This is a genomic window from Consotaella aegiceratis (genome assembly GCF_036541425.1).
Classification (GTDB): domain Bacteria; phylum Pseudomonadota; class Alphaproteobacteria; order Rhizobiales; family Rhizobiaceae; genus Consotaella; species Consotaella aegiceratis.
Map to the genome: position 1 here is coordinate 1 of NZ_JAZHFT010000003.1, position 19,133 is coordinate 19,133.

General features: G+C 65.8%; 14 protein-coding genes. 6 read left to right on the forward strand and 8 right to left on the reverse strand.

Annotation, left to right across the window (positions count from 1 at the left end; genetic code table 11):
- Positions 1 to 560: 560 nt before the first annotated feature.
- Positions 561 to 4,421 (forward strand): class I SAM-dependent DNA methyltransferase, encoded by a 3,861-nt coding sequence (locus SMD10_RS03140; RefSeq protein ID WP_331684196.1) that lies wholly within the window; start codon positions 561 to 563, stop codon positions 4,419 to 4,421.
- A 403-nt stretch (positions 4,422 to 4,824) separates the two neighbouring features.
- Here SMD10_RS03140 and SMD10_RS03145 read toward each other — a convergent pair whose 3' ends face one another.
- The 4 genes from SMD10_RS03145 to SMD10_RS03160 all read right to left on the reverse strand — a co-directional run bounded on the left by SMD10_RS03145 (position 4,825) and on the right by SMD10_RS03160 (position 8,852).
- On the reverse strand, positions 4,825 to 5,133 hold the full coding sequence (locus SMD10_RS03145; protein WP_331684446.1) for a GIY-YIG nuclease family protein: 309 nt from the start codon (positions 5,131 to 5,133) through the stop codon (positions 4,825 to 4,827).
- A gap of 346 nt (positions 5,134 to 5,479) precedes the next feature.
- Positions 5,480 to 7,291, reverse strand: coding sequence for a translation elongation factor 4 (gene lepA, locus SMD10_RS03150; RefSeq protein WP_331684447.1), 1,812 nt, complete (start codon positions 7,289 to 7,291; stop codon positions 5,480 to 5,482).
- Between the two features lie 142 nt (positions 7,292 to 7,433).
- Entirely contained in the window at positions 7,434 to 8,345 is a 912-nt protein-coding gene (locus tag SMD10_RS03155; protein ID WP_331684197.1) for a CHAD domain-containing protein, read from the reverse strand.
- A 27-nt stretch (positions 8,346 to 8,372) separates the two neighbouring features.
- Positions 8,373 to 8,852: a CYTH domain-containing protein gene (locus tag SMD10_RS03160; protein ID WP_331684198.1), complete on the reverse strand. Its 480-nt coding sequence runs from the start codon at positions 8,850 to 8,852 to the stop codon at positions 8,373 to 8,375.
- Between the two features lie 375 nt (positions 8,853 to 9,227).
- Here SMD10_RS03160 and SMD10_RS03165 point away from each other — a divergent pair, with 375 nt between their 5' ends.
- Together SMD10_RS03165 and SMD10_RS03170 are read left to right on the forward strand one after the other, a co-directional pair.
- The gene (locus SMD10_RS03165) at positions 9,228 to 11,744 is read left to right on the forward strand and encodes a putative bifunctional diguanylate cyclase/phosphodiesterase (protein WP_331684199.1); all 2,517 of its coding nucleotides are present in this window, start codon (positions 9,228 to 9,230) and stop codon (positions 11,742 to 11,744) included.
- A gap of 141 nt (positions 11,745 to 11,885) precedes the next feature.
- The gene (locus tag SMD10_RS03170) at positions 11,886 to 12,326 is read left to right on the forward strand and encodes a DUF805 domain-containing protein (protein WP_331684200.1); all 441 of its coding nucleotides are present in this window, start codon (positions 11,886 to 11,888) and stop codon (positions 12,324 to 12,326) included.
- A gap of 91 nt (positions 12,327 to 12,417) precedes the next feature.
- Here the strand turns inward: SMD10_RS03170 and SMD10_RS03175 are convergent, their stop codons facing one another.
- Positions 12,418 to 12,855 carry a MerR family transcriptional regulator gene (locus SMD10_RS03175; RefSeq protein ID WP_331684201.1) on the reverse strand — a complete coding sequence of 146 codons (438 nt, stop codon included), beginning with the start codon at positions 12,853 to 12,855 and terminating at the stop codon, positions 12,418 to 12,420.
- Between the two features lie 71 nt (positions 12,856 to 12,926).
- Between SMD10_RS03175 and SMD10_RS03180 the strand changes: the two genes are divergently transcribed.
- From SMD10_RS03180 to SMD10_RS03190, 3 genes are all read left to right on the forward strand, one after another.
- The gene (locus tag SMD10_RS03180; RefSeq protein WP_331684202.1) at positions 12,927 to 13,622 is read left to right on the forward strand and encodes a cation efflux transmembrane domain-containing protein; all 696 of its coding nucleotides are present in this window, start codon (positions 12,927 to 12,929) and stop codon (positions 13,620 to 13,622) included.
- 147 nt (positions 13,623 to 13,769) lie between these two features.
- The gene (locus SMD10_RS03185; RefSeq protein ID WP_331684203.1) at positions 13,770 to 14,327 is read left to right on the forward strand and encodes a DUF2585 family protein; all 558 of its coding nucleotides are present in this window, start codon (positions 13,770 to 13,772) and stop codon (positions 14,325 to 14,327) included.
- A gap of 56 nt (positions 14,328 to 14,383) precedes the next feature.
- On the forward strand, positions 14,384 to 14,524 hold the full coding sequence (locus tag SMD10_RS03190) for a hypothetical protein (protein ID WP_331684204.1): 141 nt from the start codon (positions 14,384 to 14,386) through the stop codon (positions 14,522 to 14,524).
- Between the two features lie 9 nt (positions 14,525 to 14,533).
- Here SMD10_RS03190 and SMD10_RS03195 read toward each other — a convergent pair whose 3' ends face one another.
- The 3 genes from SMD10_RS03195 to SMD10_RS03205 all read right to left on the reverse strand — a co-directional run bounded on the left by SMD10_RS03195 (position 14,534) and on the right by SMD10_RS03205 (position 19,114).
- Positions 14,534 to 16,039, reverse strand: coding sequence for a methyl-accepting chemotaxis protein (locus SMD10_RS03195; protein ID WP_331684205.1), 1,506 nt, complete (start codon positions 16,037 to 16,039; stop codon positions 14,534 to 14,536).
- 224 nt (positions 16,040 to 16,263) lie between these two features.
- Entirely contained in the window at positions 16,264 to 17,808 is a 1,545-nt protein-coding gene (locus SMD10_RS03200; protein ID WP_331684206.1) for a SpoVR family protein, read from the reverse strand.
- A 4-nt stretch (positions 17,809 to 17,812) separates the two neighbouring features.
- A complete protein-coding gene (locus SMD10_RS03205) occupies positions 17,813 to 19,114 on the reverse strand; it encodes a YeaH/YhbH family protein (RefSeq protein WP_331684207.1) in 1,302 nt (433 codons plus the stop codon).
- Positions 19,115 to 19,133 lie beyond the last annotated feature (19 nt).

A 19,133-nucleotide genomic window follows, 5' to 3' on the forward strand; every position in this document is an offset into this window, starting at 1 on the left:
TTTGTTGCGGGCGACGGTGGCACCAGCCCCTCATGGTGAGCCTGTCGAACCACGAGGGGCGCCCGGCGCCCCCCCAGCCAGCGCAGGCTGGAGCCTTGATCCCTCGCCCTTCGACAGGCTCAGGATGGGGGATCAAGGACGCTGGCGCAATTTGTGCCATAGAACCGCTATCGCCTCCGCCGCGTCATCCTTGGGCTCCCTCCCAAGGATCCATGCCGCGATGGTGCCGATGATCGTCCGTCGACGGATTGGCGGTTCAGACGTTTTTGGCATGGATCCCGGCTTAAAGGCCGGGATGACGCAGCGGAGAGGGCAAGGATGACGCCCTTTAAGAGAGGACGGCACAACGCTTGACGGCGGCACCCGAGACGGGTGGATCGCGCTCGTGGTCATGATCGGGCGGCCGCCCAGGCGAGGGGCGGAATGGCGGGGGAAACGGGCGCTGTCGGTCGCACCGGCCTGCGCCGGCGCTTGTGATCGGGCGGTTTTCTCGCCATGGTGGATCGCAGAGGGGAGAGCGCGCGGTTGTCGAGTGGGCCGCGGGCGACGCAAAGGGGATCATGCCGGACGTCGACGCATTCATCGAGCGCTGGACCGCCCGCGAGGGCGGGGCGGAGCGTGCCAACTACCAGATGTTCCTGTCCGAACTGTGCGACCTCGTCGGCGTGGCGCGGCCCGATCCCGCCGGCGCGGAGCGCGGCTCGAACGACTACGTGTTCGAGCGGGCCGTCACCCCGCGCGAGAGCGAAGGGTCGACCGCGCCCAAGCGCATCGACCTCTACAAGAAGGGCTGCTTCATCCTGGAGGCGAAGCAGTCGCGCCTGCCGGGCGCCAAGAACGCCATCCCCGGCCAGCTCTCCATGCTGGAGGCCGAACCGGAAACGCTCGGCCGGCGCAGCGTGGCGCGCGGCTGGGACGTGATGATGCAGAACGCGCGGCGCCAAGCCGAAACCTATGTCTTTCTGCTCGACGCCGACCATCCGGCGCCGCCCTTCCTGATCATCTGCGACGTGGGCAACGCGCTGGAGCTGTTTGCCGACTTCACCGGCACGGGGCGCGCCTACAGCCAGTTTCCCGACCGCAAGGGGTTCCGGATCTATCTGGAGGATCTGCGCAAGCCGGAGGTGCGGGCGCTCCTGGCGGCGATCTGGACCGACCCGAAGAGCCTCGACCCGGCGCGCGAATCCGCCCGCGTGACGCGCGAGATCGCCCGCCGCCTGGCCGAGGTGTCGAAAGCGCTGGAGGCCAAGCACCCGGCCGAGGACGTGGCGCACTTCCTGATGCGTTGCATCTTCACCATGTTCGCCGAGGACGTCGACCTGATCCCCAAGGGCGAGTTCACCCAGCTTCTGGCCGACTGTGTCGACGGCCCCGACGCCTTCGTGCCGCTGATCGAGGAGATGTGGGCGAAGATGGACGCGCCGCAGCGCAAGGACCGGTTCTTCTCGGCCTTCCGCACCCATCTGCGCCATTTCAACGGCAATCTGTTCAAGGACGCCCGCGCCTTCCCGCTCGGCCGGGAGGAGATCGGCGAGTTGCTCGCCGCCGCCCGCGCCAAGTGGACGGAGGTGGACCCGGCGATCTTCGGCACGCTGCTGGAACAGGCGCTGGACAAGGCCGAGCGCAAGCGGCTCGGCGCGCACTATACGCCGCGCGCCTATGTGCAGCGCCTGGTCGAGGCGACCGTCATGGAGCCGCTGCGCGACGACTGGCGCAAGGCGCTGACCCGCGCCGAGGCCGCCAAGGAGGCGGGCGATGAGGAGAAGGCGGCGCAGATGGTGCGCGCCTTCCACCACCAGCTTTGCGCCACCCGTGTGCTCGACCCCGCCTGCGGCACCGGCAACTTCCTCTATGTCAGCCTGGAGCTGATGAAGAAGCTGGAGGGCGAGGTGCTGGAAACGCTCGCCCGCCTCGGTGCCACCGAAAGCCTGGGGCTGGAGCGCGAGACCGTCGACCCGCACCAGTTCCTCGGCTTGGAGCTGAACCCGCGCGCCGCGGCAATCGCCGAGCTGGTGGTGTGGATCGGCTACCTCCAGCAGCATTACCGCACGCGGGACGGCCATCCGGCCGAGCCGATTCTCAAGGCGTTCAACAACATCAATTTCGGCCGCCACCAGGGTTTTGACGCGGTGCTGACCTGGGACGGCTACCCGCTGCCGGCCCTTCGCGAGGGTGGAGGGGACGCGCCCGGGATTGCTGTCGGTGAGCCGCACGCTCGGAAGAAGCCCCTCATGGTGAGCCCGTCGAACCACGAGGGACGTGACGCCAAGGCAGAGTCCACTGGAACCTCCACCCCCGCCCTTCGACAAGCTCAGGATGAGGGTGGAGGGGGCGTGCCGCAGGATGAGGGCGGAGGTGATCTGCCGCAGGATGAGGGTGGTGGCGGTCTGCCGCAGGATGAAGGCGGAGGTGATCTGTCGCAGAATGAGGGCGGAGGGGACGCTTCTGGTACAGCCGCCGGTGAGCTGCACGCTCGGAAGAAGCCCCTCATGGTGAGCCTGTCGAACCACGAGGGGCGTGACGCCAAGGCAGAGTCCACTGGAGCCTCCACCCCCGCCCTTCGACAAGCTCAGGATGAGGGTGGAGACGGTCAGGCTCAGGATGGGGGTGGAGGGGGCGAGACGGCGGGTGCGGCGCGCGTCGAGACGTATCCTAACCCGCGCCGGCCGGTGTGGCCGGAGGCCGAGTTCATCGTCGGCAACCCGCCGTTCATCGGTGGCAAGGATATCCGCTCGCGGCTCGGCTCGCTCTATGCCGAGGCGCTTTGGGCGGCCCACAAACAGATGAACGAGAGCGCCGATTTCGTCATGTATTGGTGGGACCGGGCGGCGGAGCTGCTGACGCGTAAAAAGACGCCGCTGCGCCGCTTCGGCTTCGTGACGACCAACTCCATCAGCCAGGTGTTTCAGCGCCGCACCGTCGAGCGGCACCTGAATGCCAAGACGCCTGTCAGTCTCGTCTTCGCCATTCCCGACCATCCCTGGACCAAGGCGACGAAGGACAGCGCGGCGGTGCGGATCGCCATGACGGTTGGCGAGGCGGGCAAGCGGGAAGGGGTGCTGTTGGAGACGGTGGTGGAACGAGAGCTCGACACCGACGAGCCGGTCGTGCTGCTCAAAGGCTCTGAAGGACGAATACATCCCGATCTATCAGTAGGAGTAGATATCACAAAGATTGATTCTTTGCTTGCTAACGAAGGCTTGTGTTCCAGGGGAATTATTTTTTTGGGAGACGGGTTTATTTTGAACAAATCTATTGCCGATGCATTTGTATCGGAAGCTGGAACGTCTATTGTTAGGCCATATATGAACGGCCGTGATCTTGTTTCGCACGACAGAGGATTTCGCGCCATCGATCTCGATGGATATGATCAGGAGACTGTTCGGAGAAAATATCCGAAAACGTATCAACACCTCCTCGAGACGGTAAAGCCCATAAGAGATAGAAATACTGAACGTTATAGGAGAGAAAATTGGTGGCTATTCGGTAGAAAAAATACAGACATGCGCGATTCTATAGAAAATATAGATAGATATATCGCTACGGTTCAAACATCAAAACATAGAATTTTCATGTTCGTTGATGCAAGTGTTTTGGCCGACCAAACTCTTATTGTCATTGGTTCAGACGCATCATGGATTTTTGCCGCTCTCAGCTCAAGTTTACATACTCTTTGGTCACTTCGCTCGGGCGGTTGGATGGGAGTCGGTAACGATCCGCGATATACCACGTCCCGCTGTTTCGATCCCTTCCCCTTTCCCGATCCCTCCGAGGCCCTGAAGGACAAGCTCCGGGCGGTGGGCGAGGAACTGGATGCCACGCGCAAAAAAGTGCTGGCCGACCATCCCGACCTGACGCTGACCGGGCTCTACAACGTGCTGGAAAAGCTGAAGGCGGGCGCTGCGCTGTCCGAGAAGGACGAGGACGTCAAGCAGCGCGGGCTGGTGCTGATCCTGAAAGAACTGCACGAGACCATCGATAAGCTGACGGTGGAAGCCTATGGCTGGCCGGCGGATTTGTCGGACGAGGCGATTCTCGAACGGCTCGTGGCGCTCAACGCCGAGCGGGCGGCGGAGGAAAAGCGCGGGATCGTGCGCTGGCTGCGGCCCGACTACCAGATTCCGCGCTTCGCCAAGGAGACGGTGGAAAAGACCGACGAACTGGCGTTGCCGACGCAAGTGGTGGCGATCGACAAGGACAAGCCCGCCTTCCCGAGCGAGCGCACCGAGCAGCCGCTGGCGATCGATGCAATCCTGATCGCGGCCGGCCAGCCGATGGCGGCGCCCGAGATCGCCCGCGCCTTCAAGCGCGGGGGAAAACGCATCGAGCCGCGCGTCGTCCAGGCGCTGACCGTGCTCGCCCGCTACGGCCACGTGACGGCGCTGCCGGACGGACGCTACGCCGCGCGGCGGGCGGCATAGGGGACACCTGTCTTCGGGCGGTGTCAGGCTGGAGCCTTCACCCTCATGGTTCGACAGGCTCACTATGAGGGTGAAGGAGGCGGCGCTCGCTATAAGGGGAAGGGCGGGCCCACCATGAGGGTAAAGGGGCCGCGCTCGCTATGAGGGCAAAGCGGTCGGCGCACACCATGAGGGATCGGAGGCGCGGCGGTTCACCAGCCCCTCATCCTGAGCTTGTCGAAGGGCGAGGGGCGCTTGGCGCCAAGCTTTGTCGCCGCGGCAGGCTGGAGCCTTCACCCCCTTCGACACGCTCAGGATGAGGGTGAAGGGATGGCGTCCTTCTTCGACTCAGTGGGTTCGACGGGCTTTGGACTCAACAGGCTCATGGTTCGACAGGCTCACCATGAGGGGGGAGGGATGGCGTTCAGGACGAGGGGCGCGGCGGATCGCTTTGCCGGTTGCGCGACAATGCCGGAAGTCGGTCGTAGCGCAGTGCGATCAACGCTTCCTTCTTGGCGCGGGACCAGCCCTTGATTTGGCGCTCGCGGGCGATGGCGTCGAGCATCCGGTCGTAGGTTTCAGTGAAGACCAGCGTTACGGGACGACGTGGCTTGGTGTAGCCGTCGCAAATGCCTTCGTTGTGCTCCCAGACACGCGCCTCGACCGGCTGCTTGGTCAGGCCGGTGTAGTAGGAGCCATCGGCGCACCGCAGAATATAGACCGTGGCTTCCAGAGGCATGGACGCATCCTCTTCCCTCGCCCTTCGACAAGCTCAGGATGAGGGAAGAGGATGCTTGCGGCAAGCCGGCTGTTTGGCCGTTGAGCGATTACCGCGCGAGATCGCAGCTTTCTTCTGTCGTGGGTCGTCGGGTGCGAACCGTCGCAGGAGCCCCTCATCCTGAGCCTGTCGAAGGGCGAGGGGCGCCTGGCACCGGGCCTCGGCCAGTGTCAGGCTGGAGCCTTTACCCGTGGTTCGACCGGCTCATGGTTCGACCGGCTCATGGTTCGACCGGCTCATGGTTCGACCGGCTCACCATGAGGGGGAAGCGGACGGCGCAGATTTCGCGGCTGACGGAGCCTCAACTCTCCATCTTCAGCGCGGCGATAAATGCCTCCTGGGGAATCTCCACCTTGCCGAACTGGCGCATGCGCTTCTTGCCTTCCTTCTGCTTTTCCAGAAGCTTGCGCTTGCGGGTGGCGTCGCCGCCGTAGCATTTGGCGGTGACGTCCTTGCGCAGCGCCGAGATCGTCTCGCGGGCGATGACCTTGCCGCCGATCGCCGCCTGGATCGGGATCTTGAAGAGGTGCTGGGGGATCAGCTCCTTCAGCTTCTCGCACATGGCGCGGCCGCGCCGGTCGGCCTGGGCGCGATGGACCAGCATGGAGAGCGCGTCGACCGGCTCGGCGTTGACCAGGATCTGCATCTTGACCAGATCGCCCTCGCGGTAGTTCGCCAAATGGTAGTCGAAGGAGGCATAGCCCTTGGAGATCGACTTCAGCCGATCGTAGAAATCGAAGACGACCTCGTTCAAGGGCAACTCGTAGGAGACGAGCGCGCGTTTGCCCACATAGGTGAGCTGGGTCTGGATGCCGCGCCGCTCCTGGCAGAGCGTCAGGATGTTGCCGAGATACTCGTCGGGGGTGAGGATCGTCGCGGTGATCCACGGCTCCTCGATATGGGTGATGCGCACCACGTCCGGCATGTCGGCGGGGTTGTGCAACTCGATCGAGGTGCCGTCCGTCAGGTGGATCTTGTAGACCACCGACGGCGCGGTGGCGATGAGGTCGAGGTCGAACTCTCGGCTGAGGCGCTCCTGGATGATTTCGAGGTGGAGGAGGCCCAAAAAGCCGCAGCGGAAGCCGAAGCCGAGCGCGGCCGACGTCTCCATCTCGAAGGAAAACGAGGCGTCGTTGAGGCGCAGCTTGCCCATGGCGGCGCGCAGATCCTCGAAATCGGCGGCGTCGACGGGGAAGAGGCCGCAGAAGACCACCGGCTGCGCCGGCTTGAAGCCGGGCAGCATGGTGTCGGTCGGCCGGCGATCCTCGGTGATGGTATCGCCGACGCGGGTGTCGGCCACCTCCTTGATCGAGGCGGTGATGAAGCCGAGTTCGCCGGGACCGAGCGCATCGACCTGCACCATCTTGGGCGTGAACACGCCGACGCGGTCCACCGGGTACTTGGCGCCGGTGCCCATCATACGGATCTGCTGGCCCTTCTTGAGCTCGCCGTCGATGATGCGCACCAGGACGATGACGCCGAGATAGGCGTCGTACCAGCTATCGACCAGCATCGCCTTCAACGGCGCGGCGCGGTCGCCCTCCTTGGGCGCGGGCAGGCGGTGGACGACCGCCTCCAGCACGTCCTCGATGCCGAGGCCGTTCTTGGCGGAGATCATCACGGCGTCGGAGGCGTCGAGGCCGATCACCTCCTCGATCTGCTCCTTGACCTTGTCGGGCTCGGCCGCCGGCAGGTCGATCTTGTTGAGGACCGGGACGATCTCCAGGTCGTTGTCGAGCGCCAGATAGACGTTGGCGAGCGTCTGCGCCTCCACCCCTTGCGCGGCGTCGACCACCAGCAGCGCGCCCTCGCAGGCCGACAGAGAGCGCGACACCTCGTAGGCGAAGTCGACGTGGCCCGGCGTGTCGATGAGGTTCAGGACGTAGGTCTCGCCGTCCTTGGCGGTGTAGTGCAGGCGCACGGTCTGCGCCTTGATGGTGATGCCGCGCTCGCGCTCGATGTCCATCGAGTCGAGCACCTGCTCCTTCATCTCGCGGGTGTCGAGGCCGCCGGTGTTCTGGATCAGGCGGTCGGCCAGCGTCGACTTCCCGTGGTCGATGTGGGCGACGATCGAGAAGTTGCGGATGCGGCTCAGCGGCGTGTTCGCGGGCATGGTGCTCATGGCCGCGCATATAGGTCATGAGGCGGGCTAAGGGGAAGCGCTTCGTCCGGCAATTGACGCGCATTTTAGCGGCCGGCGCCGTTTCGCGCGGCCTGCGGCGGGATTCTTGGCCGCGGGCGGCGTGCTCGGCGGCTCAGCCGCCGTCATTCGCCAGGTCCCACAGATGCCGGATGCGGCGCTTCATGGCGCCCGGCTTTTCGGCGAACAGCCGATCGGCGGCGGCGAGCGCCGAGGCGCGCAACTCCGCCTGACGCCGGTCCATGAGCACCAGGATCGCCTCGCGCTCGCGCCTGGCGCCGAAGCGGTCCGGTTCGGCCTCGATCTCGCCGCGCAGCACCGCGTAGTCGTGGTCGGAGCCGAGCTCGTCGGCAAGGGTGAAGGCGATCTTCTGCAGGGGCTGCAACAGCTCCGGCCACAAATCGCGCAGGAAGCGGTAGTGCATCGACTGGTACTTGGCCTGCTTGCGCAAATCGTGCAGGTCGTCGACGCCCAGGCTGCGGCGCGCCGCAGCCAGCGCCTTGCGCCCGCGCGCGTGGGTGTCGGCGAAACCGGCTGCAAGCAGCGCACCGGCCTCGCCGCGCGGATGCTCCAGTACGAAGCCGTCGAACTGTCGGCGCGCGATCTTCAGCTCGCGCACGGTCGCCTCGATGGCGTCCGCCATGTCGTCGTCCGCCGCTCGATCGCGCCGCCGTTCCAGCTCGGTGCGGACCGCGGCGAAGGCCGCCGCGGCGTCGGCCTTCGGAAAGCGCCGGTCCAGGGCGTCCAGCGCCTCGATGAGAGCGGTGCGGTCGCGCACGCCCGACAGCCGGCGCGCGGCGTCGCGATAGCGCGCGTTTTCGGCGGCGTAGAACGCTTCGTGGCCGGCGCGCACCAGGCGGATGAGGCCGCGCAGCTTCTTCAGCCGCTTGCGCGCCTCGTGGATGCCTTCCTCGCGCGCCGGCCCGGCGGGGGCGGCAAGATCCGCGATCGCCTTGTCGAGCTGTGCGGCCGCGATGCGGCGGATCTCCGTGTCCAGGCGCTTGGCGGGACGGATCGACGAACTCATGCGGGGGATCCCAAGATCAGTCCGCCGTCAGCGCGGCCGGAAGTCGGCCGGCAGGCCGTTCAGAGCCAGCGCCGCGTTGTTGTAGGCGCCATCGTGCGTCACTTCGCGGCCGAGAAAGGCGGGCAGCTCCGCGTCGGATTCCTCTTCCGTCGCATACTCGATCTCTGCGAGGACCAGCGGCGCGAGAGCTCCGGCGAAGACGTCGATCTCCACCGTGTGGCGGCCGAAGGCGAGCTTGTGGCGGCGCTTCTCGATGACCGCGCCCATGCAGGACGCTTCCAGGCCGCGGGCATCCTCCAGCGGCACCGGATATTCGAACTCGTGGCGCGTCAGGCCCGATCCCGCCTTGAGCGTGAGAAGCGCCTCCGCTTCGTCGCGCACGCGGACGCGCGTCGAAAAGCCGGGCCGGGCCGCGAGGTAGAACTGGCGGATCGCGACGCCGCCGTCGGCCTCGGCGCGCCAGCTCTCGTCCTTGATCAGAAAACGGCGCTCGATCTCGATGGCCATGACATGTGCAACGTTGGGTTTGCAGCCGGATTGGGTGTCTGCCGCCGGGCTGATGGCCGACGGGACCAGGGTCTACGCAAGGATAGGGTCGCCGCAAATCCAGCGGATCAATTGCCGCATAGGCCATTTCACCGGGCGTCGCAAGGCGGCCTGACCTTCCCCGAGGCTCGCCGCTCCGCCCGCGATGGATCGACGGCCGGCCGGGATTCGACTGATTCCTAAAGCTTTTCGATCCATCTACCGTGCCACGAGGCCCGTCGCGAAAAAGAATGTCCGGCTTACCATTTGGTCATTGGTGGTATGGTACATCGCGGGGCGACCCACCGGTCAACGGTCACCTCGAGACGAGATCGACGGCTTCCCATGACTGCGGCAATGAAGCAGATAGCCTCCGAAACCGCCGTTCACAGCGCCGACCCGCCATCGAGGCCCGGTCCGCTTCGCCACCTGCTCGGCCGCTGGCGCTCGGAAATGAAGCCGGGCGAGTCATTGCCGCCCTACGAAAACTTCGCGCTCGGCAATCTCGGCCGCCTCGCGGACCGCACGGCGCTCGTCAACGAGCACCGGGAAGGCCATCTGACGCTGCAACGGGTCGGCCGGTCCTTCATGCAATGGGGTGCCGTGGCGGCGGGGGGGACGGATCTTGGCGCCCTGCGGCGCGATCGCGCCCGCAGCGTCGAGGATGTCGTCGAGCGCAGCCGCGCGACCGGCAAGCCGGAACGCGTCCAGACGCACCGGGTGGTCGGCGGCACCATCATCACGGACGATCTGTGGGCCTTTCCGGTGTCCAGCCGGTGGGACAAGATGGGGTTCGTGCTGCTGCTCGACGAGCACGAGAACCATCACGATCTGCTCGAGACGATGGTCGGCGCCACCGACGAAGGGATGCTGGCGCTGGAGGCGATCCGCGATCTCGAAGGTCGCCCGCTCGATTTCCAGGTGATCGCGCTCAACGGCGGCGCGGCGCGGCTGCTCGGCCTGTCGCAGGATCGCCTGCTGTGGCACAGGCTGTCCGACCTGAGCGAACGGTTCAAGGATGTCGGCCTGATCGAGACGATCGCGCAGTCGGTCCGCTCGAAGCGGCAGGCTCATTTCGAGGCGACCGTTGCCGTGGACGGCGCCGAGCGTCATCTGCGCCTCGGCGTGGCCCCGACCGACGAGCTCGTTTCGCTGACCCTCACCGATATCGCCGACATCAAGGCCCGCGAGGAGGTGTTGCGGTCGCTCTTCGACGACAATCCGGTGCCCATGTGGCTACTGGACAAGTCGAGCCTGCGCGTCCTGCGGGTCAACGACGCGGCGGTGCAGCACTACGGCTACGAGCGCAAGGCGTTCCTCCGGATGACGGTGCTGGACCTCGTGCCCGAGCCCCGCCGCGACGAAACCCGAACCTTCTTCACCAGCCCGACCCGTGCCCGGCATGCCCACGACTTCTGGCACCATGTGAGGGCCGACGGCGGCGTGATCGAGGTCGTCCCCTATCTCCGGGAGATCGAGATCGAACGCCGTCCGGCGATCCTGGTATCGATCGTCGACGTCACCGAGCGCCGCCGGGCGGAGGCGCGCGTCGAGCACTTGGCGCATCACGATTCGCTCACCGATCTGCCCAACCGGTCGCTGTTCCATGTCCGGCTCGACGCCGCGGCCGCCCGCGCTCGGCGCGAGGGCGAGAACCTGGCGGTGCTCTGCCTCGATCTCGATCACTTCAAGCAGGTCAACGACACGCTGGGCCACCCGGTGGGCGACAAGCTGTTGCGATCGGTCGCCGAGCGCTTCCGCGCCACCTTGCGCGAGAGGGATTTCGTCGCACGGGTCGGCGGCGACGAGTTCGCCATCATCCAGGCCCCCATCAAGGGCCCGGTGGAGGCGGCCGAACTCGCCCGCCGCGTCATCGAGACGATCGGCCGCCCTTACGAGATCGACGGGCACCAGATGGTGATCGGTGCCAGCATCGGCATCGCGCTCGGGCCGGCCGAAGCGCGGGATACGGACATCCTTCTGAAGAACGCCGATATGGCGCTCTATCGGGCCAAATCCGACGGCCGCAACACCTATCGCTTTTTCGAGCCCGGCATGGACGCCAAGTTGCAGGCCCGGCGCCTGCTGGAGATCGACATGCGCCACACGCTGGCGGCCGGCGGCTTCGAGCTCCACTACCAGCCGCTGATCGACGTCTCGACGCAGCGCATCACCGGCTGCGAGGCTCTGCTGCGCTGGCGGCACGCCGAGCGCGGCATGGTTTCCCCGGCCGATTTCATCCCACTGGCCGAGGAGGTCGGCCTGATCGTTCCACTCGGGGAATGGGTGCTCAAGGAGGCTTGCACCGAAGCGGCGGCGTGGCCCGAATCCATCAAGATCGCGGTCAACCTGTCGCCGGCGCAGTTCAAGAGCCCGCGGCTGGTGGAGGCGGTGATCGACGCGCTGGCCGAGTCGGGGCTGCCGCCGTCGCGTTTGGAACTGGAGATCACCGAGTCGGTGCTGCTGCACGGCAACGAGCAGAACGTGGCGGTGCTGAGACAGCTCAAGGACCTCGGCATCCGAATCTCGATGGACGACTTCGGCACCGGCTATTCCTCGCTCAGCTATCTGCAGAAGTTTCCGTTCGACAAGATCAAGATCGACCAGTCGTTCGTGCGCGATCTGTCGGAGCGCCCGGAAGCGATCGCCATCATCCGGGCGGTCACGGGGCTCGGGCGCAGCCTGCAGATGTTGACCACCGCCGAGGGTGTCGAAACCTTCGAGCAGTTCGAGCGTCTGAAAGGGGAAGGCTGCAACGAGGCGCAGGGTTTTCTGTTCAGTCGCCCCGTGCCGGCGTCCGAGCTGACTGTCCTGCTGGCCGCCCGTACCATGGCGCCGGCTCGAACCGAGGCAGACGAAACGCCTGTGGTGTGAGGCCGGCGCGACAGACCGGGCGTCGGCCGGATCCCCGGCCTGCAAAGGATCGTGTCGCGCGCTTTCGAGTCTCGTCGAATTGGAAATGCCGGCTGCCGCACTATAAAGCCAGGCATATCAATCCCGGTGCGGAGCTTTGGCGTGTCGATTCTGCTTTTGCCTTTCAAGCGATATTTCGAGTTTTCTGGTCGGTCGCGGCGCCTGGAGTACTGGCTGTTTCAGATCGTCATCTATGCCGGCGTTTTCGTCTTCATCTTTCTCGATGGCTTCCTTGGTGCGGGAGGATCGTCCACGTCGAGCGTCGACACGACCAATGGTCTGAACGCCAGCGCCGAAGCGGAGGGCGGGATCCTGTCGCTCATCTGGATCGTTGCGATCATCATCCCTGCCATCGCCGTCACGGTCCGCCGCCTGCACGACACCAACCGAACCGGTCTATGGGTGTTCATCGGCCTCGTCCCGCTCATTGGCGGTATCTGGCTGTTCGTGCTGATGTGTCTCGACGGCACGGCCGGCGACAACCGCTTCGGCCCCGACCCGAAGGGCCGGCTCGGCCGCCGGATGGAAGAGGTGTTCGAGTAGCGGAGACGGCGAAGGCCCGCGACCGAGTGGGCTGTCTGAAAGGGCAGGCCCTTCGTCGGTTCGGCGGCGCGGCCCTTGGCCGCTGGATCGGTCAAAAACCCCTGTCCGGCCTCTCATGATCGGCTGTGCAATGAGCATGGCCGGCCAAGCTATCAATGACCCGGCACTCCGAAATGCGCCCGTGGCCGCATTCGGACAGCATGCGTTGCAGTTCGTCGCGCAGAGCGACGAGTTGCGAGATCCGGCGCTCGACCTCCGACAGATGGCGTCGCGCGATCCGATCGACATCGGTGCATGACTGGTCCGGCTGGGCGCTCAGGGCGAGAAGCTCGCGGATCGCCTCGACCTGGAACCCGAGTTCGCGTGCGTGGCGGATGAATTCGAGCCGGCTCGCCTCTGCTGCGCCATAACGTCGCTGCCGGCCTTCGGTGCGCAGCGGCGGCGGCATCAGCCCTGCCTGCTCGTAGTAGCGGATTGTCGGCACTTTCACGCCGGTGCGTCGCGACAACTCTCCGATCGATAGATCCATCGATTTTGGCCTTGAACCTCTAGTCGCTAGAGATTGTAGCCTTCGTGTCGGATCGTGTGAAGGAGCAGAACATGGCCGATTCCTGCTGCGGCTTGAAGCAAGTCTCGACCGCCCGCGATGCCCACCGGAGCGGTTGCGGCTGCCATGACGGCGTTCCGGTCTTCGACGGCGTGGACCCGCGCTACAAGCGCGTGCTGTGGAGCGTGATCGCTCTCAACGCGGGCATGTTCGCGGTCGAGATGATCGCCGGTCGGCTCGCCGGATCGCAGGCCTTGCAGGCCGACGCGCTGGATTTTCTGGGCGATACGGTGACCTATGGTCTGAGCCTCGCCGTAATCGGAGCGACGCTTCGGACGCGGGCGACGGCAGCGTTGTTCAAAGGCGTGTCTCTCAGCCTGATGGCGGTCTGGGTGTTCGGCTCGACCGTCTACCGGGCTCTGGTCCTGGGCATGCCGAGCGCCGAACTGATGGGCGGCGTCGGTGTCCTGGCCTTGGCGGCCAATCTCGGCAGCGTGCTTCTGCTCATGCGCTACAAGGACGGCGACGCCAACGTTCGCTCGGTCTGGCTCTGCTCGCGCAACGACGCCCTCGGCAACGTGGCGGTCATGGCGGCGGCGAGCGCGGTTTGGGCGACGGCCACCCCGTGGCCGGACCTCGCCGTCGCGGCGATCATGGCGGGGATTTTTCTCTCCTCCTCGGTGCAGATCCTGCGCCAGGCCTGGAGCGAATACGAGGGTGCGTCCAGACCGACCCTCCCGGCCGAGTAACCGCCTGCGGCGATGTCGGAAATGACCTCGCAAATCTATGGCGTCCCCATGATCTGCCGGCGGCAACCTGCTATGGCGATGCCCAGCGCTGGATGCAGCGCCGCCCGGACGACGCTGGCCGGGCGATTCTCAGAAGGGTCCGATCGAATGTCAGCACGGGTGCCGTACGTCCTGTCGGTGGTGATGGTCGCGGCGACCGCGCTCGTCCTGCACCTGATGGGACGGATCGCGATCTGCCAATGCGGCACGGTCGAGCTCTGGTACGGCAACGCGTCCGGGCCGGGCAATTCGCAGCATATCAGCGATTGGTATTCGTTCTCCCACCTCATCCATGGCTTCATCTTCTTCGGCCTGCTGTGGCTGCTGCGCCGCCGGCTGTCCATCGGCGCCCGGCTGGCGATCTCGCTCGCCGTCGAATGCGCCTGGGAGATCGTCGAGAACACGCCCTGGATCATCGATCGCTATCGCGAAACCACGGTCTCGCTCGACTACACGGGCGATTCCATCCTCAACTCGATGTGCGATATCGGCTTCATGGCGCTGGGCTTCTGGCTGGCGTCGCGGCTGCCGGCCTGGGCGACGGTGGTGATCGCCGTCGCGCTGGAAATCTGGGTGGGGCTGACGATCCGCGACAACCTCACCCTCAACGTGCTGATGCTCTTGTGGCCGCTCCAGGCCGTGCGCGACTGGCAGGCCGGCGCCTGACCGGTCCCCGCCCGCACCGGCCCGCACTGCCCTCCGTCGGCGATCCACAATCGACGGTGCGCGCGATTCTCAACGCGACCTTCCGCTACCATCACCCCGGCCTTGTCGTGATCGGCAGACCGCCCGACGAACAGTTGGCCGGTCTCGACGGGGTCGTGTCGCTCCTCATGCGCGGCCTGAAGCGGCCTGTGGAATAGCTGTGGCGGTCATGCCGCACGCCGCGCCGGGCGGCGAGGGCCCGATCGGCTGGGCTTGGTGCGGATGCTCGAGATCAGCTCCAGAAGCTCGTTGGCCTGAAGCTCCAGCGTCGCGGCGACGGCCGTCGATTGCTCGACCATGGCGGCGTTCTGTTGCGTCGTCTGATCCATCTCGGCCACGGCCGTATTGATCTCACGCACCGCGACCGCCTCGTCGTTGGCCGAGGCGGCCATGGCGCGGATGGTCTCGTCGAGCTGCGCCGCGCGCGCGACGATCGCGCCGAGCGCCTCGTGCGTGCCGGCGATGATCTGCGAGCCGTTTCGCACTTCGGACGACGAGACGGCGATCAGGTCCTTGATCTTTCGGGCCGCCTCGGCCGAGCGCTGGGCGAGGCTGCGCACCTCCTGGGCGACGACGGCGAAGCCCTTGCCGGCTTCGCCGGCTCTGGCCGCTTCGACGCCCGCATTCAAAGCCAGCAAATTGGTCTGGAAGGCGATCTCGTCGATGATCGAGACGATCTGGCCGACCTCGTGCGAGGACGTCTCGATGTTGTGCATCGCGGCGACGGCCGTCTGCACCACTTCGGCCGCCTTCTCCGCCTCGTTTCGCGACAGGTCGACGGTCGCCGCGGCCTGGCGGGCGCGCTCGGAGGCATGGCGGACGCGATCGGTCAGCTCCTGCAGGGCGGCGGCCGTCTGTTCGAGGCTTGCGGCCTGGCGCTCGGTGCGCCGGGCCAGATCGTCGGAGGCCTGGGCGATTTCGGCGGCATTGCCGACAAAGCCCTCGGTCGAGGCCTTGGCCTGGTCGACGAGGCCGCCGAAGGTGGTCAGTGCCTGATTGAAGTCGTCCTTGAGCGCCGCGTATTCGCCCGGAAAGCCGGAGCCGATCGGCTCGGCGAGATTGCCGTCCGCCAGCCGGCGCAAGGCGGCGGTGAGCTCGTCGAGGACGATCGTGCGGTCCGCCGTGCGCTCGCGCTCTTGCTTCAGCCGGTCGTCGGCGGCCTGCTGGGTCAGAACGTCGAGATAGGAGGTGATCGACAGCTCCATATCGGTAACGGCCACTTTGACGACGGCATCGAGGCTTTCGGCGATCTCGCGGCCGCCACGGGCGGCGAACGGCACCTTCGGCCACGCCTTTTGAACGATGTCCTTGACCAGATAGCCGAGCAGGTGTCCGTAGCCGGAGATGAAGTAGCGTGGATCGAGGCCGACGCGCGCGTGGGTGCGGCCGATCATGTCGGTGCGTGCAAGATAGGCGGGTGCCAGCTCGCCGGTTGCCACATGGCCCCAATGGGCCTTCTGGGCAGCCTTCGCGCCATCCATATGCTTCCGGTCGGCAAAGAAGCGGCTCATCTCGGGATGGTCGGCGACGACGCGATAGAAGTGGTCGAGAGCCGGGCCGATCGAGCTTTCGAGCTGCGCTCCCACCCGCTTCAACGCCGCCTTCTCCTCAGTGGTGAGGGGGCTGACCACACGGCTTGCGGCGGCGGAGCGGGGCGAGGCTTCGGCGGTCATGCGAGCGGCATCCTGCGAAAGACGAAAGGGGCGCCGCCCTCGGCACGGGGTGTCAGCGAGCGCGGCGGAAAACCCCACTATTTAGCCGCGCAAACAATAAAAAAAGTTTAGCGAAATTCTTGTTTCGGCGCTGAAAGCCCTGCACGGCAGGACTTTCAGCGGGCGACTGAGCAATTAAAGCGCGCCGGTCGACCGACCCGGTTCGGCTCGATCGGCCGATCGCTCTATTGGAACGGATGGCTCGGCTCGGCCTCGTGGGTGGCATAGGTGCGATGATCGTCGGCCTCGCTCAGCCGCACGCCGTAGCCCCACAAATCGGCCAGATGCTGGAGAACGCGACCGGCATCGCCGGGGTCCAGAGCCACGCCGTCCACCACGTTGTGCCTGAGGATCAGTCGGCGGTCGCCGGCGAGGTCCACGTCCACGACCTGGATGTCGGGGTCCTGGCGCGAGACGTCGAACTGGCGCGCCAAGCTGCGGCGCACCTCCTTGTAGCCACGCTCGTCGTGGATCGCCGCGACCAGAAGGTCGTCGTCGGCATGGTCGTCCACCAGCCGGAACAGCCGCAGCTTGCGGATCACTTCCGGGCTCAGATACTGCAGGATGAAGCTCTCGTCGCGATAGTTCGCCCACGCATCCCGAAGCACGCCATAGGCATCGCCGCAGCCGGCGAAATCGGGGAAAAGCGTCCGATCCTCGTCGGTCGGCGCCACGGCGATGCGCTCGATGTCCTGCATCATGGCGAAGCCCAGCGCATAGGGGTTGATGCCGCCGTAGCGCCGGTCGTCGAACTCGGGCTGCATGACCACGTTGGTGTGCGACTGCAGGAATTCGAGGAAGGCGCCGTCGGAGATCTGTCCGGTCTCGTGCAGGCGGTTCATGATGCGGTGATGGGTGAAGGTGGCGCAGCCCTCGTTCATCACCTTGGTCTGGCGCTGCGGGTAGAAGTACTGGGCGATCTGGCGCACGATCCTGAGGATTTCGCGCTGCCACGGGGCAAGGCGCGGCGCCGTCTTTTCCAGGAAGTAGAGGATGTTTTCCTCCGGCAGGCGCATAAAGGCGCGGCGGCGTTCCTCGTCGGTACGCTGGCGCGCGGCCGCCCGGCTGCGCGGCAGGGTGCGCCAGAGGTCGTTGTAGATCCGCTCGGCGTGCTCGCGCCGCTCCAGTTCGCGGCGCTGTTCGTCGCGCAGATTGGGCGCACGTTTGCCGGGATAGCGATGGACACCATTGTGCTGGAGCGCGTGCGCCGCATCGAGGAAGCGCTCCACCGTCTCGTTGCCGTAGCGCTCCTCGCAGGTGGAGATGTAGTTCTTGGCGAAGGCCAGATAGTCGAGGATGCTGCCGGCGTCCGTCCACTGCCTGAAGACGTAGTTGTTCTTGAAGAAGTGGTTGTGGCCGAAGGCCGCGTGCGCCAGTACGATCGCCTGCATGGCGGCGCTGTTTTCCTCCATGATGTAGACGATGCACGGGCTGGAGTTGATGACGATCTCGTAGGCCAGCCCCTGCCAGCCCTTGCGGTAGAGCGTCTCGTTGCGCAGGAACTGCTTGCCGAACGACCAGTGCTTGTAGAGCTGCGGCATGCCGACCGAGGCATAGGCGTCGAGCATCTGTTCGGAGGTGATCACCTCCACCTGGTTCGGATAGGTGTCGAGACCGAGCTCGTCCACCGCGATGGTTTCCACGGCGCCGTAGATGCGCGACAGGGTATCGAAATCCCACTCCTGTGCTTGGAACAGAAGCGTGTCCTTGACCTTGGCTTTGCGCGGCATGGGCTTACTCCGCAGGCTCGCTCTCCGACTTCTTCTCAAACAGCTCGCGAAACACCGGATAGATGTCGCGGCGGTTCGAAACCTTGCGCATGGCCATGGGCAGGCTCGGCCGCATGACCTCCGAATAGGCGCGCCACAGCGTCGTCTCCTGGCGGGGGAAGATGCCGCCGCGCTCGGCGTCGCCGCTGCCGACCTGCAGATAGGCGTAATATTGCGACATCGGCAGGATGACCTCGCGCAACAGCGCCACCGCCCTCGGATTGTCGGACGACAGGTTGTCGCCGTCGGACGCCTGGGCGGCATAGATGTTCCATTGGTCGGCCGGGAAGCGCTCCTTGGCGATCTTCGCCATCTCCTCGAGCGCCGAGGAAATCACCGTGCCGCCGCTCTCCCTGGAATGGAAGAAGGTGTCCTCGTCCACCTCCTTGGCCTCGTGGGTGTGGCGGATGAAGACGATCTCGACCCGGTCGTAACGCCGCGTCAAAAACAGATAGAGCAGGCTGAAGAACCGCTTGGCGAGGTCCTTCATGTCCTCGTCCATGGATGCCGAAACGTCCATCAGACAGAACATGGCGGCTCGCGCGATCGGCTCGGGCTGGGTATCGATGCGCCGGAAGCGCAGATCGAGCGGATCGATGAACGGGACGTTGAGGGTGCGCCGCTGCTGTCGTTCCAGCGTGGCCCGCATCTCCGCGATCCGCTCCGGCGCAGCGCCGCTTTCCTCCATCTCCTCGATCTCCCGCTCCAAGGCCTCCAACTCGGCTGGGGAGGGGCGTTTCAGCGCGATACGGCGCGACAGCGACCGGCGCATGGTGCGCGACACCGACAGCGAGGCCGGCGGCCCGGCGGTTCGGAAACCGGCGGGCAGGCGGCGCGCCACCGCCTCGCCCATGATCTGGCGCTTGGCGAGGTTGGGAAGCTCCAGATCCTCCAGGAAGAGATCGAGAAACTCCTCCTTGGACAGGACGAAGCGGAACGAGTCTTCGCCGTCGCCGTCCGGGCTGCCCTCGGATCCCGAACCGCCGCCCTGCTGGGGGCGCGCGATCTGGTCGCCGGCGAGGTATTTCTTGTTGCCCGGCAGCACGTGCTCGCGCACGCCGCCATGCGAACTGGAGCGGAAGACCGGCTCGTGCACGCCGTCGGCTGGGATCGTCACCGCGCCGCCTTCGCCGACTTCCTTGATCTTGCGCGCGGCGGACGCATCACGCACCGCCTGGCGCACCAACGCCCGAGCGCGGCGGATGAAGCGCTGGCGATTGGCGAGGCTCTTGCCCCCCGGATCGACACGGCGATCGATGATGTGCATCAGACACTCACTTCCGGTC